Source organism: Alistipes sp. (assembly GCF_048465635.1).
Lineage (GTDB): Bacteria > Bacteroidota > Bacteroidia > Bacteroidales > Rikenellaceae > Alistipes.
Map to the genome: position 1 here is coordinate 1 of NZ_DBFWLF010000024.1, position 20,597 is coordinate 20,597.

Here is a 20,597-nt window from a genome sequence, read left to right on the forward strand (position 1 = left end):
GGGCGGTAGAGGGACGAGGCCGGAGGTCGGAGGGGCCGCAGGCGGCCCCGGCAGCCCGCAGCCGCCCGGTGCGGAGGGCTGCACTCCACATTCGTTTCGTTTGCCTCCGCCGGCTGCGAGCTGCCCTCCCCGTTTGCAGAAACCGCCGGGAACGGTTTTTGAACGGTGTGCGGAAAACAGGCGATGGAACCGTCCGAAGACAGACTGAAAATGTATCAGCCGGATTACGGCCATCCGGAGGCATTGCCGCTGGCCGAGAGCGGTGTGCATGCGGGATTTCCCTCGCCGGCCGACGACTTTCTCGACGGGACGCTCGATCTGAACGGCCTGGTGGTGAAGCATCCCGAAGCGACTTTCTTCGCCCGCGTGGAGGGTGATTCGATGCAGGGCGAGGGCATTTCGGAGGGGGACATCCTGGTCGTGGACAAGGCGGTCGAGCCTTACGACGGCTGTCTGGCCGTGGCGTTCATCGACGGAGAGTTCACCCTCAAGCGCGTGCGCATGGAGCCGGACCGCATCCTGCTCATGGCGGCCAATCCCAAGTACAAGCCCATCGAGGTCACGGCCGAGAGCCGCTTTATGGTCTGGGGCGTGGTGCGGTGGATTCTCAAAAGTGTCTGAAACACTTAAAATCGTCCCCGCAAAGCAATTCCGGGCGGTTTTTTCCGTTTGGACAGCAGGATGTACGGACTGTGTGACTGCAACAATTTTTACGCCTCCTGCGAGCGGGTTTTCAACCCCTCGCTGGTGGGGCGTCCCGTGGTGGTGCTGTCGAACAACGACGGCTGCGTGATCGCGCGCTCGAACGAGGCCAAGCAGCTCGGCATCCGGATGGGCGACCCCTATTTCAAGGTGCGCGACCTGCTGCGCAGCAACCGGGTCGCCGTTTTCTCCTCCAACTTCATCCTCTACGGCGACATGTCGCGCCGCGTGATGAGCCTGCTGCGCCGCCTGGTTCCCGCCACGGAGGTCTACTCCATCGACGAATCGTTCCTCGATCTGCGGGGCATCGACCCGGCGACGCTCGACGCGCTGGGCCACGAGATCGCCCGCACGGTGAAACGCCATACCGGCATCCCGGTCAGCATCGGCATCGCGCCCACCAAGACGCTGGCCAAGATCGCCTCGAAACTCTGCAAGCAATACCCCCGGCTGGATGGCTGCTGTTACATGCACCGGCCGCAGGATATCGAAAAGGTGCTGCGCCGATTCCCCATCGGCGACGTCTGGGGCGTGGGCCGCCGCTGGGCCGCGATGCTCGAGGGGATGGGTGTGCGCACGGCGTGGGACTTCACGCAGCTCCCGCCTGAGCGGGTTCGCAAACGCATGTCGGTCGTGGGGCTGCGAATGTGGAAGGAGCTGCGCGGCGAGCCGTGCATCGGTTTCGAGCAGCACCCCGTCGATAGGAAGCGGATCGCCACCACGCGCACGTTCGAGCACGACACCGACGACTTCGAGCAGATCCGCCGATGCGTCGCCCAGTATGCCGCCGCGTGCGCCGAGAAGCTGCGTGCGCAGCACTCGGTGTGCGGCGAAATGACGGTCTTTCTGCTGACGAACCGCCACAAGGAGGGCATGCCGCAGCATTGCGAAAGCCATCTGCTGAAGCTTTCGGTCCCGACCGACAGCACGCTCTGCCTGACCGAACACGCCGTGCGGACGCTGCGCATGATCTTCCGCAAGGGGCGCGCCTACAAACGCGCCGGGGTGATTCTTTCGGACCTGAGTTCGAAAACGGGGACGCAGCTCGATCTCTACGATCCGGTCGACCGTGCGCGGCACGACCAGCTGATGCAGGCGATCGATCGGGTGAACGCCACGATGGGGCGGCACAAGGTCGTCACGGCGGCTGCCGGCACGGAGTTCTTCCGCATGCACCGCGAGCACCTCTCCAAACGCTTCACGACCGACTGGGACCAGATTATCCGGGTGAAGACCTGACGCCCGGTACGACCTTTGCAGCGCTTTTCGGAAAAAGTCGAAGATGGAACGTATGCACGATAACGACACGACGCAGATTGAGGCGGGGCAGCCCTCCGCCGATCCCGGGGCCACGGGCGAGACGACCGCCACCCAGCGCACCCCCGACGACGCGCTGGCCGACGAGGGTCCGATCTGTCCCGCCGAAAGCGACGGAACACCCACACCGGAGCAGTTGGAGCAGGATGTGATGACGGTGAACCCCTCGCTCGACAGCATGGAGAGCCGGGGATAGCTTCGTTCGCAACAGCCTTACCGCCGTTTCCGACCGGGTTCGGGGGCGGCGTTTTTCAGGAGTTCGGCCCGCTCCGGCAGGTCCGCCTCCTTCATCTTCCGGATTAGCGCGACCAGCTGCATGGAGTCCATCTCCAGCCCCATCGTCCGGATGTAGACCGGCCGGACGCCCTCCGCTTCGTAAATCCGGTCGAAGCGGCGGAATCCCGTCGTGCCGATCTGCGGCTTGTAGTTGCGGTCGAGCAGCAGCCGCAGCCAGTATTGTCCCCGGTAATAGAAGTCATCCGCACGCAGAATCGCCTCCCAGGCGATCTCCTGCCGGACGGTGAACTGCTCGGTCAGACCCCGTTCGGTAAGAATCAGGTAGGGCCTGCGGTCCGCCAGCGATCCGATTCCGTAGAGGAGGGCGAATCCCGCCGTTATCACGAAACACCACCCCAGCACCACGTCGTGGACATAGTGCAGGATCAACCCGCCGGCAATGCCCGCGAGAAACCCCGCGATGGTGATCGCCACCGCCTTTTTTCTCGATTTTCGGATCACTCGCTCCATGCTGCAACTCTTGTTTCCGCAGCGGGTACGTGCAAATTCTTCTCCAAAGGCGTCGAAATGCGCGAAAGGATCGGGAAACACCCCTGCCTATGCCCTTTGTCGCAGTTCCGGGACGGCCGGTCCGTCAGGTGTTGAGCGAAAGCGACTGAAGAAGCTCCTGCCGCGGTTTTCCCAACATACGATAGAAATAACGGTTGAAGAAGCAGATGATGGCGACTTCGGTCGGGATGAGCAGCATTGTGACCAGCAGGAAATTCATCGTGGGGTTGTCCGTGATGAAAACCCGAACCAGGTGCGTGAGCACGAGCAATGCGTATCCGTGCGAAGCCAATATGATGAGTGCGTTCCGGGCGATGTACTTCAGGACGCGGAACAGGACCGAATCATATCTGCCGAGCAGATTGAAAAACAGTACCGTAGCCATGGTCCCGCAGAGTGCTCCTGGATAAAAAATCCAGTAGGGCGGCAGTTTGTTCATGCCCAGATACGCGATCCGATCGGTGTGGATGCAGTCATAACTGCACAAAATCGTGATGCCGAATAAAACGAAAATAATCGAAACCAACTGCACCGACCAGTCGAATGAGATGTTTTTCAATTTTGCGGCCAGATGCCCTGCCGTGAGAAAAACAACGGCGGCGCAAAGGGTTCCGATCTTGAGAGGCGTGTTGATTTGGCAGTGCATTAAAAGATAGCCTGCTGTTGAGATCGCAAGGGCGGTCAGCAGCTTGTATCCGATTTTTTTGACATACTTGTTGATGATGTAATAAGCAATGCTGGCCAGGTAGAGCGTCAATACGAACCATAACGCATAGGCTTTTGGGGCCCCGTTCCCCTGGATGAATATCCAATCCAGATTCCTGAGAATCGTTTCGGCAGGGTGTCTGAACAGTTCGTAGTCGCATAAGGTGAAAAATACCGATAGCGAAACGTAGGGAAGCAGCAGCGACTTGCTTTTACTGATGACGTATTTTTTCAGGGTATCGTGCCGCCGGTCGCTGAAAAGCATGCCGGAGAGAAAGAAGTAGGTGGGCATGCGAAAGATAATCAGGTAAGTGGAAGTGGTGCGCAGCCAATCGGGCAAGAAGGTGTAATGTCCCAGACAGACAAAAACGAAGAGAAGACCTTTGATTACATCAATGTAGGCGATTCTCCCCCCCCCTCGATTTTAGTATGAGGAATGCGAATTATCGGATTCATATGCTTATTTTTGTTTATGTTGCGGTCGACGCAAAGATAATCATTCTTTTTCAAACAGGTAGTTTTCTGTTCCGATAAGATGTTCTTCAGAACCTGGAATTTGCTTCTGCGCTCTCCATATATTATCTTTGTATAGAATAAACTCCCGACCGAAAAATGAAATCCAAAGATATCTTCACCTTCCGCGATGCGGAGAAGCAGGCGGGTCCCGTCGCCTTTTCGACGATGCTCAAGCCCGCCGGCTCGACGTGCAACCTCGACTGCCACTACTGTTACTACCTCGACAAGGCCGTTCAGTACGGGGGCCGTCAGGCGGTCATGTCGGACGAGCTGCTGGAGCTGTACATCCGCCAGTATATCGAAGCCAATCAGGTCCCGGTCGTGAGGTTCTGCTGGCACGGGGGCGAGCCGCTGCTGCTGGGCGTGGAGTTCTACCGCAAAGCGATGGCCCTACAGCAAAAATACGCCGACGGCAAACGGATCGAAAACACGCTGCAGACCAATGCGACGCTGGTCGACGAGGCTTGGTGCGAACTGTTCGCGGCGAATAACTTTCTGGTGGGGGTTTCGCTCGACGGACCGCAGGACATCCACGATGCGTTCCGCCTGACGAAGGGCGGCCAGCCCACGTTCGAGCGGGTGATGCAGGCGGTCCGGCAGTTCGAACGCTCGGGCGTGGAGTACAATACGCTGAGCGTGGTCAACCGCCGCTGCGAGGGGCGGGGAGCCGAGATTTACCGCTTCTTCCGCGACACGGTGCACAGCCGCTACATGCAGTTCCTGCCCGCCGTGGAGCATGTCGTCGACCGTCCGGGGTTCCACCGTCCGCTGATCGTTCCGCCCGAACGCGAGGGGGCGCGGCCGGCCGAGTGGTCCGTCACGGCCGAAGGGTACGGCGATTTCCTTTGCGATGTCTTCGACGAATGGATCGTCAGCGACGTGGGCCGCTGCTACGTGCAGCTCTTCGACGCCACGCTGGCGCAGTGGTGCGGCGTCGAGCCGGGCGTCTGCTCGATGGGCGAGACGTGCGGCGACGCGCTGGTGGTCGAGCACAACGGCGACGTCTTCTCGTGCGATCACTTCGTCTACCCCGAATATCGGTTGGGAAACATCCGCGAAACTCCGCTGGCGGAGATCTACCGCTCCAAAAAGCGGATCGACTTCGGACTGGCCAAGCGCAATGCGCTGCCGGCGGAGTGCCTGCGCTGCAAATACTACTTCGCCTGCCGCGGCGAATGTCCCAAGCACCGCTTCGAGACGGGTGCGGACGGCTGCCGCAAAAACACCTTGTGTGCGGGGTTGCTGCGCTATTTCCGCCATGCTGAACCCTACATGGACCGGATGCGCGACCTCTTGTCGCAGCAGCAGGCTCCTGCCTGGGTCATGCCTTTCGCCCGTCGTCGGATGGGACTGATGTAGGACGGCGTTTTTTCCGGAACACCCATAACAGCGGCAGCAGGGCCGCCAGGGTGATCCATACCACGATCGCCAGGGCGTCGGTGACCCCCTCGACGTAGGATTGTGCGACCGGGACGGTTTCGTGCGTGGCGTGGAACGCCGTGCGCGAGGCAAGGACCGCCGTCAGGATGGCGATGCCGACGCTCCCGGCCAGCTGCCGGATGCTGTTCGAAATGCCCGCCGCCGCGGCCATGTCCTTCTGCGTCAGGTTGCGCAGCGAAAAGTAGCTCAGCGGTGCGAAGGCTAGCCCCATGCCGAACCCGCGCACGTAGAGTACGAAGAGAATGTGGTGGTGGGTGGTGTGGAGCGTGAAGCGGCTGGCCATCCAGAAGCTCCACGCCAGCAGCAGCACGCCCGCCGCCACCGGGATTAGCGGCTTCACGTAGCGGGTCATCAGTCCCGAAAGCGCCGAGAGCACTCCCTGAATCAACCCCACCGGCAGAAAGACGCTGCCGGCCATCAGCGCCGTGTAGCCCAGACCGCGCTGCATGTAGAGCGGCAGGAGGTAGGTTCCGCCCAGCATGCCGATCGAAAAGAGCGTCAGCACGGCCATCGAAACCCCGAAATTGCGCTCCCCGAGCAGCCGCAGCTGCAAGAGCGGCGCGGGGTTTCGCAGCTCCGTATAGATGAAGTAGGCGAGCGCCGCCGCCGCCACCGCGAAACAGCCGATCACCACGGGCGACGCCCAGCCGTCGTGGTTGGTCGGCGAGTTGCCGCGCGCCAGCGCGAAGATCGCCAGCGGCATGAAGACGACGATGGCCAGGAACCCCTTCCAATCGAAGGCGTGTCCCGACGGACTTTTCCACTCCTGCTGAATGACCACCGACAGTACGATGGCCAGCAGTCCGACCGGAACGTTCACGTCGAATATCTTGTGCCAGCTGTACGCATCGACCAGGTAACCGCCCAGCAGCGGTCCGAACGAGATCGACGCGGCGGCGGCCATGCCCCACAAACCCAGTGCGAGCCCCCGCTCTTCGGGCCGGAACTCGCGCGTGACAATCGCCAGACCCAGCGACTGGATGATGCCGCTGCCCAACCCTTGCAGCGCCCGGGACGAGATGAGGAAGATGTCGCTGGTCGCACGGCCGCAAAGCCACGATCCGAGCGTGAAGAGCACCAGCCCGAGGATGTAGAGGCGTTTGTTGCCGAAGCGGTCGGCGAACCAGCCCGCCGAGGGGAGCATGACGGTCATCGTAATCATGTAGGCCGTGATGACCCATTCGGCGGTGGAGATGCCGATGTGGAATGCGGACATGATCGCCGGCAGTCCGACGTTGACCACCGTCACGTCGAGTACGGCCATGAACGTGCCGAGCATGATCAGCCCGAGGATGCACCACTTGTAGGCGCGGCTCTGTCGGATGTGTTCTCGAAAAGTTGCCATCGGTGGACGCTGAGGCAAAAAAAATGCCATGCTTTCAGCGGCGTTCCGGAGAACGGACGTGTCGGCTTTTCGGCGTCGGATGCTCCGTGTTGTCGGCTGCGGGGGTGTAGTTGACGGTGTTTTCGGGAAGCGATTCCGCCGCCCGCCGCATCGGATCGGGGTCGAAGTCTTCGGCCGCAGATTCCCGTGCGCGCATACAAGAAGGGGGAGGGCCGATGCCCCCCCCCTGTTTTGCAGGTCCTGTAAGCCGGGTTCTGTTCCCGGACCGAAGTCCGGGCCTCTGTCATTTATCTACGGCGGCAGTCACCTGCCGTCTCAAGCAACCTACCCCCCGGCATCGGGCGAGCAACCCTTAGTTGCCGGTATACACGGTCTTGCAACCCACGGGACGTACTGCCGGGCGACATTGCTGCCCCCGCGGTGGGCTCTTACCCCGCCTTTTCACCCTTACCCGCCGGAAAACGGTCGTTATGCCTGCGGGCGGTTCTTTTCTGTTACGCTTGCCATACCCTCACGGGTATCAAGTCGTTAGCTTGCGTGGTGCTCTTCGTTGCCCGGACTTTCCTCTCCCGGCCTGCGGCCGGCAGCGACAGAGCGGACCTGCCGCACAAAGATAGTGCAAGCCGAGAGCAATGCCAAATTTATTTGAGCATTGCCGAGGCGCCGCCTATCTAAGCCGGAGTTATCTCCGGCAAAGTGTGCAAGCCGAGAGCAATGCTCAAATTTATTTGAGCATTGCCGAGGCGCCGCCTATCCAAGCCGGAGTTTATCTCCGGCAAAGTGTGCAAGCCGAGAGCAATGCCAATCTGTTTCGTGCGTTCACAGCCGGCGGAGGTTGCAGCATGCCGCAGGCTTGATGCACTCCTCCGCCCCCGTCGGCTGCGGAGTGCCGGGGTCGTGCCCCGACCCCGAAATCCCGACAGATAGACCGCCCCCGCCGAACGGAACAAAACAACGCTATCCGCCGTCCTGTCGCACCCCCCCCTGTCACATAGCCGGACCGGGCGGAACCGTATGCCGATCGGAAATTTCTGCCGGAATCCTGCGAATTTCTTCGTACCTTTACCCAACCGGGAAAAGGGTAGAAAGATGAAACTGCGTAAGATTATACTTTTATTGCTGCTCGTCGGTGCGGTGTGCCGCGTCGAGGGGGCTGACTACACGCTGCGCGGTCGGGTGATCGACCGCCTGACCCGTCGCGGGGTCGAATACGCCGCCGTGGTGCTCGACGGGCAGGAGCAGCGGGGCGATGCGACCGATTCGGTGGGCCGCTTCACGATCCGCGGCGTCGAACCGGGCATCTACCGCCTCCGGGTCTCGTGCGTAGGCTACCGAACGGCCTACACACCCGAATACATGGTCTCGGCGGCCACGCCCTTTATCGAGATCGAAATCGAGGAGGAGGCCGCGCGGCTGGAGGCGGTCACGGTGACGCCGACGCCGTTCCGGCGCACGGTCGAAAGCCCGGTGAGCATGCGCGTGATCGGGGTGCGCGAGATCGAAAAGAGCCCCGGAGCCAACCGCGACGTGTCGCGCATCGTGCGCTCCTACCCCGGCGTGGCCTTTTCCCCGGTGGGTTACCGCAACGACCTGCTCGTGCGCGGCGGCGGTCCGTCGGAGAACCGTTTCTGGATGGACGGCATCGAGATTCCCAACATCAACCACTTCGCCACCCAGGGTGCGACGGGCGGTCCGGTGAGCATCGTCAACGCCGATCTGGTGCGCGAAATCAGCTTCTACACCGGGGCTTTTCCCGCCGACCGGGCCGGGGCGATGAGCTCCGTACTGGATTTCCGGCTCCGCGACGGTGACCCCGAGCGGCAGACGTTCAAGGCGACGCTGGGCGCTTCGGAGGTGTCGCTGAGCGGCAGCGGCCACTTTTCGGAGCGCACCACCTACCTCTTCTCGATCCGCCAGTCCTACCTCCAGCTGCTGTTCAAGATGCTGGGGCTGCCGTTCCTGCCCAATTACATCGACGGGCAGCTCAAGATCAAGACGCGCCTGACGGCGCACGACGAGCTGACCTTTCTGGGACTTTTCGGGGTCGACCGGATGAAGCTCAACACCGACGAGGAGGGCGAGGATGCCGAATACCTGCTGAGCTACCTGCCCCGCATCCGGCAGGAGACCTTCACCGTGGGGGCCGTCTACCGCCACTATGCGGGCCGCCACGTGCAGACCGTCGCCCTGAGCCACAATTACCTGAACAACCGCGAGGAGAAGTACCGCGACAACGACCCGCGGGACGAGAATCTGATCCTGCGGCTGCGTGGCGTCGAGCAGAAGACCACGCTGCGGGGCGAGAACCGCTCCTACCTGGGCCGCTGGACCGTGCGCGGGGGCGTGGAGGTGAGCTACTCCGCCTATACGAACCGCACGCTCCGGGCGCTCTATACGACCGATGCGGTGATGCAGCGCTACGCCACCGATCTGGGGATCGTCGGCTGGGGACTGTTCGCCGCGGGCGAGTATGCCTCGGCGGACAAGCGGCTGACCCTCTCGGCGGGCCTGAGGGCGGACGGCTGCGACTACTCCTCCCTGACGGAGCGCTTCTGGAGGCAGCTGTCGCCCCGCGCATCGGTGAGCTATGCGCTGACACAGGCATGGTCGGTAAGCGCCTCGGCGGGGCTTTACTACCAGCTGCCGCCCTTCACGGCGCTCGGGTTCCGCGACAATGCGGGGGCGCTGGTGAACCGCGGGCTGGATTACCAGCGCGTCGCGTCCCTCAGCGCCGGGGTCGACTGGCGGCTGCGCGACCGGCTGGTGGTTTCGCTGGAGGGGTTCTACAAGGCGTACGGACATATTCCGCTGAGCCTGACGGACGACATTCCGCTCGCCTGCAAGGGAACCGACTACGGTTCGGTGGGCGACGAGGCGTTGGTCAGCACGGCGACCGGGCGCGCCTACGGCATCGAGGCGATGGCGCGCTGGCAGATTCCCGGACGGCTCAATCTGGTGGGATCGGCGACCTACTATCGCAGCCGTTACCGCAACGACGAGCACGCCCCGCTGGTCGTGGCGGCGTGGGACAATCGTTTTATCGTCAATGTGAGCGGGACGTTCGACCTGCCGCGCCGCTGGAGCATCGGGGCGCGTCTGAGCTGCATCGGCGGCGCGCCCTATACGCCCTACGACGTGGAGCGCTCGTCGCTCGTGGCGGCGTGGAACGCGCAGGGGAGACCTTATTACGACTATTCGCAGTACAATGCGGGACGGCTCGACGCCTTTGCCCAGCTGGACCTGCGCGTCGACAAGACCTTCTTTTTCCGCCGCTGCATGCTGGGTATCTACCTCGATCTGCAGAATGTCACGGTAAGCAAACTCCGCCAGCCCGACGTCCTCCTGTCGACGGGCGAGGTGATCGCCGGGTCCGATCCGGCACGTTATAAGATGAAATATATCGACCAGACGAGCGGCACGCTTCTGCCGACGCTGGGGCTGACGGTCGAATTCTGACGCGACGCTCCTATAAAATCTTTTTCACCCACCGGAACATCCGGTAGGGCATGTAGCGGAACGGCGGATCGGGCTGCACGGGGGTCGTGACCACGGCCCGGCGGTGCGAAAAGGCGTCGAAGCTGCGGCGGCCGTGGTAGCTGCCCATGCCCGAATTTCCCACGCCGCCGAAAGGCAGGCTGTTGTTGGCGACATGGACGATCGTGTCGTTGAGGCATGCGCCGCCCGAGGTCGTGCGCCGAAGCACTTCGCGGCCCCGCTCTTCGGGTCCGAAATAGTAGAGCGCCAGCGGTTTTTCGCGGTCGTTGACGAAAGCGACTGCCTCGTCGGTCTCGCGGAAGGTCAGCAGCGGAAGCACCGGGCCGAAAATCTCCTCCTGCATCACCGGCGACGCCGGGTCGGGATCGCCCAGCAGGGTCGGTTCGATATACCGCTGCGCGCGGTCGGTGCGGCCGCCCGAGAGGACGGTCCCCTGCCCGAGGTAACTCGCTACCCGGTCGAAAGCGCGGTCGCTGACCATCCGCACATAGTAGGGGCTTTGCGCGGGGTCGTCGCCCAGGAGGCGCTTCACGGCGCGGTCGAAGGCGGCGACAAAGAGTTCGCGCAGCGACTCCTGCACCAGCAGGTAGTCGGGGGCGATGCAGGTCTGCCCGGCGTTGAGCGTCTTGCCCCACGCGATGCGGCGCGCGGCCACCTCCAGATCGGCCCCGCGTTCGACGATGCAGGGGCTTTTGCCGCCCAGCTCCAGCACCAGCGGGGTCAGGTTTTTGGCCGCCGCGGCCATCGCAATCCGCCCCAGCGCAGGGCTTCCCGTCAGAAAGATCAGATCCCACCGCTCATCGAGCAGCTGCGTGTTCACTTCGCGGTGACCCTGTACCACGGCGATGTAGCGTTCGTCGAAATACGCGGCGATCATCCGCGCCAGCGTGTCGGAGACGTGCGGCGTGTAGGGCGAGGGCTTCAGCAGGGCGGTGCACCCCGCCGAGATCGCCCCGACCAACGGATCGAGCAGCAGTTGCACGGGGTAGTTCCACGGCGCGACGATCAGTGCCGAACCGAGCGGCTGGGTGATGATCCGGCTGCGGGAGGGAAAGAGCTTGAGGGGTGTAGAGGTCTTCTCGGGCCGCATCCACTCCTCGAAATGGCGCAGGTGGGTGCGGACCTCGTCGCGGACGATGCTCAGTTCGGTGAGGTAGGCCTCCTCGGGCGATTTGTGCAGGTCCTGCCACAAGGCGTCGCAGAGGGGCTGTTCCCACTGCTCGAGGGCCTTCGCCAGGCGGCGGAGCATGGTGCGGCGGAAGTCGGCCGGGAGCGTGGCTCCCGTGCGGAAGTAGGCGCGCTGCGCGGCGGCCAGCGCCGCGATCTTCGCGGTAGGGGTGTTTTCCATCGTTGCAGGGGTTTTGGCGTCAGCGGACCCGATCCGACCGGGTCCCGACGGGCAAGTCAGCAAGCCGTGTGCCAGGGCAGTTTCGGAGGAACGGCAGGAACCGCCGACCGACCGTTTGCCCGCTCCGTTCTTTTGCCCGCCGACCGGACCTGTTCGCCTCGGTCCGGCAACCAGTCCGTCCTAACCGTTTCTTACTTACCGGTCGCCTCCCCGGAAAGCGTTCTTCAGCTCCGTTCGCGGAAGATATTCAGGTGGGCCAGCAGCGGATTGCGCCGGTCGAGCAGCAGAAATTCGATCAGGAGCAGCAGCAATGCCGCGGCCAGCAGGTATTGGAACTGCTCGTTGAACTCCTCGAAGCGCAGCGTCGAGAGTTCGGTCTGCTCCATGGCGTTGATGCTCTCCACGATCTCGTCCAGTCCGATCGACTGCTTCGTCGCCCGGACGTAGGCGCCGCCGGTGATCTCGGCGATCCGGGCCAGCATCTCCTCGTTGAGCTTCGAGACGACCATGTTGCCCGTTTCGTCCTTGATGAACTCGCCGTCGATCTCGATCGGAGCACCTTCGGGCGTGCCGATGCCGATCGTGTAGATGCGGATGCCCATCTGCTTGGCCCGTTCGGCTACCGCGAGGGCATCGTCGTTGTGGTTCTCGCCGTCGGTGATCAAGATGACGACTCGGCTGTGCGTCTGCTCCGTGTCGCCCGAGAAGGCGAGCAGCGCCTGTTCGAGCGCCTTGCCGATGGCCGTGCCCTGCACCGAAACGAGCGAGGGGTCGATGCGGCGCGCGAACGCCTTGGCCATGCGGAAGTCGGAGGTGATGGGCAGCTGTACTTTAGGCTCTCCCGCGAATACGACAAGGCCCACGCGGTCCTGCCGCAGCCCGTCGAAGAGCTTGTTGACGGCGTATTTGGTCCTTTCGAGGCGGTTCGGCTCGAAGTCCTCGGCCAGCATCGAGTTCGACACGTCGACCGCGAGCATCATCTCCACGCCCTGCGCCTTCTCCTCGCGGAGCTTCGAACCCAGCTGCGGGCGCGCGGCGGCGAGGATCAGCAGCGCCAGCGCCACGGAGAAAAGGATGAATTTGAGCACCACGCGGGCGTTGGAGACATCGGGCATCAGCTCTTCGAGGGTCTCCGGCCGTCCGAAGCGGGCGAGCCGCCGCCGGCGGAGGCGCATCGCCGCCCAGAAGAGTGCGGCGAAGAGCGGCAGGGCGAACAACAACCAGAGGTATTGCGGATTGGCGAACCGGAACATGGGATAACCGTTTTTAGGGAATACGTTTCAATACCAGCTGCCGGAGCAGGAACTCGGCGGCCAGCAGTGCGAGCGCGGCGAGCAGCCAGGGGAGGAACAATTCGTGGTAGGTGGTGTGTTCGAATACCTCCACCTTGCTTTTTTCCAGCTGGTTGATCTCGTCGTAGATGGCTTTGAGCTTGGCTTTGTCCGTGGCGCGGAAGTAGCGGCCGCCCGTCTTTTCGGCAATCTCGCGCAGCGTCTTTTCGTCGATCTCGACCTTCTGCTTGACGATGGTTATGTTGCCGAAAATGTCCGGCACGGGGTAGGGGGCCATGCCTTGTGTACCGACGCCGATCGTGTAGACCCGGATGCCCTGCGCCCGGGCGATCTCCGCCGCGGTCAGGGGCGCGATCTCGCCCCGGTTGTTCACGCCGTCGGTCAGCAGGATAATGACCTTCGACTTGGCCTCGCTTTCGAGCAGGCGGTTGATGGCCGTGGCCAGTCCGTTGCCGATGGCCGTGCCGTCCTCGATCAGGCCGCTGCGGATGCGCGACAGGAGGGTTTGCAGCGTGCTCTGGTCGGTGGTCAAGGGGCTTTGGGTGAACGCCTCGCCGGCGAAGGCGACCAGTCCGATGCGGTCGCCGTAGCGGTCGGCGATAAACGATCCGGCCACCTCCTTGGCGGCGGTGATACGGTCGGGCCGGAAGTCGCGGGCGAGCATCGAGCCCGACACGTCGATCGAGAGCATGATGTCGATGCCCTCGGTGTTGGTCCGCGAGAGCTGTTCGACCCCCTGCGGCCGGGCCAGCGCCACGATCAGCAGCGTCACGGCGGCCGCCCGCAGTACGAACGGCAGGTGGCGCAGCCAGTAACGCACCGTCTTCGGCGCACCGGCCACCCCGTCGACGGAGGAGATCCGGATCGAAGCTCCGCCCTCGAGGGTCCGCCAGACGTAGTAGGCGGTCATCGGCGCAAGCAGCGTCAGCAGCCAGAGGTAGTATGGGGATGCGAAGTGCACAGTTAATTAAAAATTAAGAATTAAAAATTATTTGCGTTCTTTCATTTATTAGGACAATGAGAGCGGCAATCGAAGCTATAGGATTTTCCTATGTTGCGGTTTTTATTTCTAAATAATTCCGACACTCGAATATGTCGCTTTTGCGGCATGAAGCCCCTCCCGAGGGAGGGGTTTGGGGTGGGGTCAGATCTGTAAACGCGGCCGCTGGCCGCGAGGAGAAGTTGCCAGGGTGTAATGCGGTGTTAAATCGTATGCCGTCATTATGCTCTCCATAACCTCACCAATTTTTCTTCCCCCGTACCACGACGCCCTGTTTCTCCTTGAGTTTCTCCTGCGTGCGGTCCTCCTGCGCCTGGATGGCGTCGAGCATCTGTTGCTGCTCCTGTTCGGAGATACCCGCCTCGGCCTGCTGCGGCTGGCCCTCCGCCTGTTCGTCTTCCTTGTCGGGCTGTCCGGACTGGTCGTCCTGCCCCTGTTGCTCGTCCTGCCCCTGCTGTTGGTCGTCCTGCTGCTCCTGCTGGTCACCCTGCTGCTGATCCTCTCCGCCCTGCTGGTTCTGATCCTGTTGATTTTGCTGATCCTGCTGGTCCTGCTGATCGTCGCCGCCTCCGCCTCCGTTCTGCTCGTCGAGCAGACGCTTGGTGTAGGCGTAGTTGTACTTGGCCTCCATGTCGGAGGGGTTCAGCCGCAGCGACTGCTTATAACTCTCGAGCGCCTCCTTGTATTTCTGCTGTTTGAACTGGGCGTTGCCGAGGTTGTAGAACGCCTCGGCCCGCTCGTTCTCCGAGCGCAGCGTGTCGGCCGCGGCCTGACGCATGGTCTGCTCGGCCCGGTCGAACCGCTCGGCCTTGTAGAGGGCGTTGCCCAGGTCGTAGGTCGCTTCGAACTGTCCGGGTGCGGCGCTCAGCGCCCGCTCGTAGCGTTCGATGCTCCGCTCGTAGTTGCCCTTGTTGAACTGGCGGTTTCCCTTGCGCACCTCGCTCCGTTCGGGCAGCTGCTGGGCCGTGACGCTGCCGGCGGCGAGAAGCAACACGATATATAGGAATCGGTACATGCTAATTCGGAATTTCTAAGGTGTCCTGCGTCGGTTCGTCCGCTTCGTCGACCAGCTTGGTCTCCTCCACGAAGTAGTAGGCTTTCAGGTAGTCGGCCTCGTTCTGCTCGGCGCCGGGGGTGTCCTTGGCGAACTTCACCAGGTCCGCATGGCGCAGGATGGCCGTCAGGTCCATCGACGCCTTGTCGGGAAGTTCCTCGCCGCGCATCGCTTCGATGATCTCGTCGGAGGTCATCTCCATCGCTTTGATGCCCCAACGGCCGGCGATGTAGGTGCGCAGAATGTCCGTAAGGCCGGAGTAATAGGGCTTGTGGCGGTTGTTCTGCCACAGCTTCTGGTTGTGCAGCGCCTCGAGCGCGCGGATCGCCGCGACGTGGGGCGGCAGGGGCGGCGCAGGGCGGAACAGGTCGCCGAAGCCCTTGCCGCGCGCGGCGAGCCAGCGCCGGAGGGCATAGGCCGCGGCGAGCAGCACGAGCAGGATGAAAATGCCCCATTTGACGTAACCCGCCACCTCTGCGAAACGGAACGGCAGGGTCTTCTGCCCCTTGATGTCGTAGATCGACTGCGAGGTGGAGTCGATCTGGAAGGTGGTCACCTCGAGCCACAGCGAGTCGCCGCCGCTGAGCGTGTCGACGACGTTCTTGCCGGCGTAGAGCACCTGCGCGTGTCCCAGATCGAAGCGCCCCTCCTGAAAGGCCGCCAGCCGGTAGCGCTTGCGCAGCTTCAGCCGACGCCCGTCGCGTTCGAGCGTATCCACGGGCAGCTCCTTGACCAGCTCGATCTTGTCGTCGGTCTGCTGGAACGCGGGGAACCGCACGACCTGCACCAGGTCTTTCTCGACGTCGATCACGTAGTCGAAGCGATCGCCGATGCCGATGCTGTCCGGCTCGATATGCGCCTTCACGGTGGGAGCTTCCTGGGCCGCGGCTGCGAAGCCGAGGCCGGCCAGCAGGGCGGTTGCGAGCAGTCGTTTCATCGCTGTTTGAAGAGTTTGATGAGTTCCGTAACGTAATCTTCGTCCGTCGAGACCCTCGCCGTGTCGATGCGGTTGTGGCGGAGCGTCTCGCCGATGGCTTCAGTGCGTTGCCGCCACCGGGCGGCATAGTAGTCGCGCACGGCGCGCGAGGAGGTGTCGACCCACACCTTGCGGCCCGTCTCGGCATCCTTCAGCTCGATGATCCCCACGTCGGGAAGCTCTTCTTCGCGCGGATCGCAGACGCGGATGCCCACCAGGTCGTGGCGGCCCCGGGCGATCTTCAGCGCGTCGTCGAGCGCCGTGCGGTCGGCCTCCGGGTCGAGGAAGTCGGAGAGGATGAACGCCGTGCACCGCTTCTTGTTGACGTTCGTCAAAAAGCGCACCGCCTCCGAGAGGTTCGTGCCCGTCGATTCGGGCCGGAAGCCCACCAGTTCGCGGATGATCGTGAGGATGTGGCTGCGCCCCTTCTTCGGGGGGATGAACTTTTCGATGCGGTCGGAGAAGAAGATGCAGCCCACCTTGTCGTTGTTCTGCGAAGCGGAGAAAGCCAGCACGGCGGCGATCTCGGTGATGATGTTCTTCTTCAGGCGGTCGGTCGTACCGAACAGGCGCGAGCCGGAGACGTCCACCACCAGCATCATCGTCAGTTCGCGCTCCTCCTCGTAGATTTTGATGTGCGGCTTGCGCGAGCGGGCCGTGACGTTCCAGTCGATGTCCCTCACGTCGTCGCCCGCGCGGTACTCCCTCACCTCGGAAAACGACATGCCCCGTCCGCGGAAAGCCGTGTGGTACTTTCCGGCGAAGATCTCGTTCGACAGACCGCGGGTCTTGATCTCGATCTTGCGGACGCGTCTGAGAATATCGTTCTCGGTCTGCTCCATGATGGTTACGGTACGATGACGTTGTTGAGGATGTCGGTGATGATCTCCTCCGAGGAGATGTTCTCCGCCTCGGCTTCGTAGGTCAGGCCGATGCGGTGGCGCAGCACGTCGTGGCAGACGGCGCGCACGTCCTCGGGGATGACGTAACCGCGGCGGCGGATGAAGGCGTAGGCGCGGGCGGCCTTCGCCAGCGAGATCGACGCACGGGGCGAACCGCCGTAGGCGATTAGGTTCTGCAGCTTTTCGAGGTTGTACTCCCCCGGTTCGCGCGTGGCGAAGATGATGTCGATGATGTACTTCTCGATCTTCTCGTCCATGTAGACGTCCTCGACCACCTTGCGGGCCTTGATGATGTCTTCGGGCGAAATGACCTTGTTGACCTGGGGCATGCCGCTGCCCGAGAGGTTCATGCGGACGATGTCGCGCTCCTCCTGCTTCTTGGGGTAGGAGATTTTGGCCTTGAGCATGAAGCGGTCGACCTGCGCCTCGGGCAGCGGGTAGGTTCCCTCCTGCTCCAGCGGGTTCTGCGTGGCGAGCACCAGGAAGGGCTGGGGCAGCGGGTAGGTCTCGTCGCCGATGGTCACCTGCCGCTCCTGCATCGCCTCGAGCAGCGCCGACTGCACCTTGGCCGGGGAGCGGTTGATCTCGTCGGCCAGCACGAAGTTGGCGAAGACGGGACCCTTGCGGACGATGAAGTCCTCGTTTTTCTGGGAATAGATCAGCGTACCGATCAAATCGGCCGGCAGCAGGTCGGGGGTGAACTGGATACGCGAGAAGCACGCGTCGACCGCCTTGGCCAGCGTAGTAATCGCCAGCGTCTTGGCCAGACCCGGCACGCCCTCGAGCAGGATATGGCCGTTGGACAGCAGGCCGATCAGCAGCGTGTCGATGAGGTGGCCCTGCCCCACGATGACCTTGCCCATTTCGGTGCGGAGCGTGTCCACGAAGACGGATTCGCGTTCGATGCGTTCGTTGAGTTCCTTGATGTTGATGACTTCGCTCATGGTATGTTGTTTAATATTGTCGTCGTCAGATTTTTAACGAAAGTTATGCAAAGTTATTATTTTATTCGAAAAAATCTTCCTTTATTCTTATTAACTTTGTCGGCATGGAATCCAATGCTTCCCCGATATTGCAGGGCCTGAACCCCGCCCAGCGCGATGCCGTGGTCAACTACGACGCCCCGTCGCTCATCATCGCCGGCGCGGGTTCGGGCAAGACCCGCGTGTTGACCTCCCGCATCGCCTACATGATCGAGCGGGGGGTCGAACCCTACCACATACTGGCACTCACGTTCACCAACAAGGCCGCCGACCAGATGCGCGAACGCATCGCGCAGATGATCCCCGACAACCGCAGCCGCTATATCCGCATGGGTACGTTCCACTCGGTCTTTTCGCGCATCCTGCGCGAGAACGCCGACCGGATCGGCTTCCCGCAGTCGTTCACCATCTACGAGCCGTCGGACGTGAAGAACCTGCTGAAGACCATCGTGCGCGAACTGAACCTGGCGGACGAACGCTACAAGCCCAACATGCTCGCCTCGCGCATCTCCTATGCCAAGAACTGTCTGGTGACCCCCGGAGCCTATCTGGCCAACGCGACCTTCGCCGCCGAGGACCGGCAGGCGCAGATTCCCGAGTTCGGCAACATCTATAACATTTACTGCCAGCGCTGCAAACGCAACGGGGCGATGGACTTCGACGACCTGCTGTTGCAGACCAATATCCTGCTGCGCGACGCACCCGACGTGCTGGCCCGCTACCAGGAGCTTTTCAAGTACATTCTGGTCGACGAGTACCAGGACACCAACTACGCCCAGTACGTCATCATCCGCCGCCTGTCGCAACACCACTCGAAGGTGTGCGTGGTGGGCGACGACGCGCAGTCGATCTACTCGTTCCGCGGGGCCAAGATCGAGAACATCCTCAAGTTCAAGGAGGACTTCCCCGACGCCATGATCTTCAAGCTGGAGCAGAACTACCGCTCGACGCGCACGATCGTCGACGCGGCCAACTCGGTGATCGCCCGCAACGTCCGCCGCATGGAGAAGCACTGCTTTTCGGAGGGGGACGAGGGGGAGAAGATACGGATTCTGAAGGCCTACACCGACCGCGAGGAGGCCGAACTGGTGGTGACCGATCTGAGGGACAAGGTCCGCTCGGCGGGCGATGACTGGTCGGAGGCGGTGATCCTCTACCGCACGAACAACCAGTCGGCCGTGCTGGAGGACAACCTCCGCCGCCGCGGCATTCCCTACCGGATTTACAAGGGATCGTCGTTCTACGACCACAAGGAGATCCGCGACATGCTCGCCTACATCCGGCTGGTCATCAACCCGCGCGACGACGAGGCGTTCAAGCGTATCGTCAACTACCCGGCGCGCGGCATCGGCGACACGACCGTGCAGCGCATCGGACAGCTGGCCGCGGAGCGCGGCGTGTCGATGTGGGAGGCGGTCGATGCGCTGGCGGCCGAACCCGCCGCAGATCCCGTGCAGCGGACCATCGCCCGCAAGGTGGCGGATTTCGTGGCCATGATTCGGGCGCTGTCGCTCTCGCGCAGCGACAAGAGCCTCTACGACTTCGGACTGGAGATCGCCTCGCGTTCGGGCATTCTGGCCGCCTACCGGGCGGAGAACACCCCTGAGGCGACCTCGGCGCTGGACAATATCGAGGAACTGCTGAACTCGATGCAACTCTTCAAGGAGCAGCGTGACGCCGAAATCCGCGCCGGGGAGCGTCCCGCGGAGGAGGAGGCGACCGTCGAGGAGTGGCTGCAGAACGTCATGCTCCTGACCGATATGGACAAGGACGATCCCAAGGACCGCAACAAGGTGACGCTGATGACCGTCCACTCGGCCAAGGGGCTGGAATACAAATATGTATATATCGTGGGGCTGGAAGAGAATCTCTTCCCCTCGCAGCGGGCCGCGGAGTCGCCCGACGGCATCGAGGAGGAGCGGCGGCTGTTCTACGTGGCCCTTACGCGCGCGAAGGTTTCGGCGACGATCTCCTATGCCGAAATGCGCTTCAAGTGGGGCAACATGGAGTTCTCGCGCCCGAGCTGTTTCCTGCGCGAGATTGACCCGAAGTACGTCATCGGCGACTTCGACCGCGACGAGCCGCAGCGTGAATCGCTCCGCGAGGGCGGCGAAGGCCCGACGGCCATCGAGGAGCTGCGCCGCCGTTTCGACTACCGTTTCCAGCAGAAGCGGGAGGGGACGGGCGCCGCGGGCCGCAGCAGCAGCTATGCGGGTCGCGGTGCGGGCGACCGTGCGGGCGGGAACGGATCGTCCGGCTCGTACGGCAACTCCTACGGCAACCGGTTCGGCCGCCCCTCCGACGGCGAATCGGGCACGGCCCGGCGCTATGCGCGTCCGGCGGGCGGCCCGGGCGGTTCGGCGGGCGGTTCGGGGAGTTATACGGGCCGGTCTGCGGGTTCAGCCCGGTCGCCGCATACGGCCGCGCCCGATCCGGCGCTCGTGCAGACGCCCCGCCCCTCGACCGAGGGGATGCGCCGCGTGGGCGTGCGGCAGACGATGGACGGCGGGCTGGCGTCCGGCAGTTCGGCCTCCGCGGGCGGCGAATACGCCGTCGGCCAGCGCGTCGAGCACGCCAAATTCGGCGTGGGTATCATCCGCCGCATCGAGACCCTCGCCGGCGACCACAAACTCGTCGTGGCATTCGACAATGCGGGCGAAAAGACCCTGCTGGCCAAATTCGCCCATCTGACCAAACTCTGACTTTTCCAGGACCGGTCCGCCCGGCCCGCAACCC

At 62.8% G+C, this 20,597-nt stretch carries 16 protein-coding genes and 1 other RNA gene; 6 read left to right on the forward strand and 11 right to left on the reverse strand.

Translation table 11 applies throughout. The features are described from left to right. Positions 1-183 precede the first annotated feature (183 nt). From ACMO9O_RS08565 to ACMO9O_RS08575, 3 genes are read left to right on the forward strand one after another with little or no spacing between them, the layout of a single operon-like run. Entirely contained in the window at positions 184-621 is a 438-nt protein-coding gene (locus ACMO9O_RS08565; protein WP_418983450.1) for a LexA family protein, read from the forward strand. Between the two features lie 60 nt (positions 622-681). Further along, a complete protein-coding gene (locus ACMO9O_RS08570; protein WP_418983451.1) occupies positions 682-1,941 on the forward strand; it encodes a Y-family DNA polymerase in 1,260 nt (419 codons plus the stop codon). A gap of 43 nt (positions 1,942-1,984) precedes the next feature. After that, positions 1,985-2,215 (forward strand): hypothetical protein, encoded by a 231-nt coding sequence (locus tag ACMO9O_RS08575; protein ID WP_418983452.1) that lies wholly within the window; start codon positions 1,985-1,987, stop codon positions 2,213-2,215. A gap of 17 nt (positions 2,216-2,232) precedes the next feature. On the opposite strand, the gene ACMO9O_RS08580 is transcribed toward ACMO9O_RS08575, so the two are convergent. Beyond that, complete coding sequence (locus tag ACMO9O_RS08580) at positions 2,233-2,766, reverse strand: STM3941 family protein (protein ID WP_418983453.1); 534 nt, start codon at positions 2,764-2,766, stop codon at positions 2,233-2,235. A 124-nt stretch (positions 2,767-2,890) separates the two neighbouring features. After that, on the reverse strand, positions 2,891-3,916 hold the full coding sequence (locus tag ACMO9O_RS08585) for an acyltransferase family protein (protein WP_418983550.1): 1,026 nt from the start codon (positions 3,914-3,916) through the stop codon (positions 2,891-2,893). Between the two features lie 206 nt (positions 3,917-4,122). Between ACMO9O_RS08585 and ACMO9O_RS08590 the strand changes: the two genes are divergently transcribed. Further along, positions 4,123-5,385, forward strand: a complete 1,263-nt coding sequence (locus ACMO9O_RS08590) for an anaerobic sulfatase-maturation protein (protein WP_418983454.1) — start codon at positions 4,123-4,125, stop codon at positions 5,383-5,385. On the opposite strand, the gene ACMO9O_RS08595 is transcribed toward ACMO9O_RS08590, so the two are convergent. Both ACMO9O_RS08595 and rnpB read right to left on the reverse strand, forming a co-directional pair. Beyond that, positions 5,348-6,811, reverse strand: a complete 1,464-nt coding sequence (locus ACMO9O_RS08595; RefSeq protein WP_418983455.1) for an MDR family MFS transporter — start codon at positions 6,809-6,811, stop codon at positions 5,348-5,350. The two genes, ACMO9O_RS08590 and ACMO9O_RS08595, sit on opposite strands and share 38 nt — an antisense overlap. Positions 6,812-7,038: 227 nt before the next feature. Then, positions 7,039-7,417: RNase P RNA component class A (gene rnpB, locus ACMO9O_RS08600), an RNA gene on the reverse strand. 483 nt (positions 7,418-7,900) lie between these two features. Between rnpB and ACMO9O_RS08605 the strand changes: the two genes are divergently transcribed. Next, the gene (locus tag ACMO9O_RS08605) at positions 7,901-10,267 is read left to right on the forward strand and encodes a TonB-dependent receptor (protein ID WP_418983456.1); all 2,367 of its coding nucleotides are present in this window, start codon (positions 7,901-7,903) and stop codon (positions 10,265-10,267) included. Positions 10,268-10,277: 10 nt separating this feature from the next. Here the strand turns inward: ACMO9O_RS08605 and ACMO9O_RS08610 are convergent, their stop codons facing one another. The 7 genes from ACMO9O_RS08610 to ACMO9O_RS08640 form a co-directional block, all read right to left on the reverse strand. Further along, entirely contained in the window at positions 10,278-11,717 is a 1,440-nt protein-coding gene (locus ACMO9O_RS08610; RefSeq protein ID WP_418983457.1) for an aldehyde dehydrogenase family protein, read from the reverse strand. A gap of 161 nt (positions 11,718-11,878) precedes the next feature. After that, on the reverse strand, positions 11,879-12,907 hold the full coding sequence (locus tag ACMO9O_RS08615; protein WP_418983458.1) for a VWA domain-containing protein: 1,029 nt from the start codon (positions 12,905-12,907) through the stop codon (positions 11,879-11,881). Between the two features lie 13 nt (positions 12,908-12,920). Then, positions 12,921-13,907 carry a vWA domain-containing protein gene (locus ACMO9O_RS08620; RefSeq protein WP_418983459.1) on the reverse strand — a complete coding sequence of 329 codons (987 nt, stop codon included), beginning with the start codon at positions 13,905-13,907 and terminating at the stop codon, positions 12,921-12,923. Between the two features lie 277 nt (positions 13,908-14,184). Further along, positions 14,185-14,961 (reverse strand): tetratricopeptide repeat protein, encoded by a 777-nt coding sequence (locus tag ACMO9O_RS08625; RefSeq protein ID WP_418983460.1) that lies wholly within the window; start codon positions 14,959-14,961, stop codon positions 14,185-14,187. Position 14,962: 1 nt separating this feature from the next. Further along, a complete protein-coding gene (locus tag ACMO9O_RS08630; protein ID WP_418983461.1) occupies positions 14,963-15,937 on the reverse strand; it encodes a hypothetical protein in 975 nt (324 codons plus the stop codon). Next, positions 15,934-16,818: a DUF58 domain-containing protein gene (locus ACMO9O_RS08635; RefSeq protein WP_418983462.1), complete on the reverse strand. Its 885-nt coding sequence runs from the start codon at positions 16,816-16,818 to the stop codon at positions 15,934-15,936. Before ACMO9O_RS08635 ends, ACMO9O_RS08630 begins: the two co-directional genes overlap by 4 nt. A gap of 5 nt (positions 16,819-16,823) precedes the next feature. After that, positions 16,824-17,822 carry an AAA family ATPase gene (locus ACMO9O_RS08640; protein ID WP_418983463.1) on the reverse strand — a complete coding sequence of 333 codons (999 nt, stop codon included), beginning with the start codon at positions 17,820-17,822 and terminating at the stop codon, positions 16,824-16,826. Positions 17,823-17,926: 104 nt separating this feature from the next. On the opposite strand from ACMO9O_RS08640, the gene ACMO9O_RS08645 reads away from it, so the two are divergent. After that, positions 17,927-20,563, forward strand: coding sequence for an ATP-dependent helicase (locus ACMO9O_RS08645; RefSeq protein ID WP_418983464.1), 2,637 nt, complete (start codon positions 17,927-17,929; stop codon positions 20,561-20,563). The last annotated feature ends 34 nt before the right edge of the window (positions 20,564-20,597 follow it).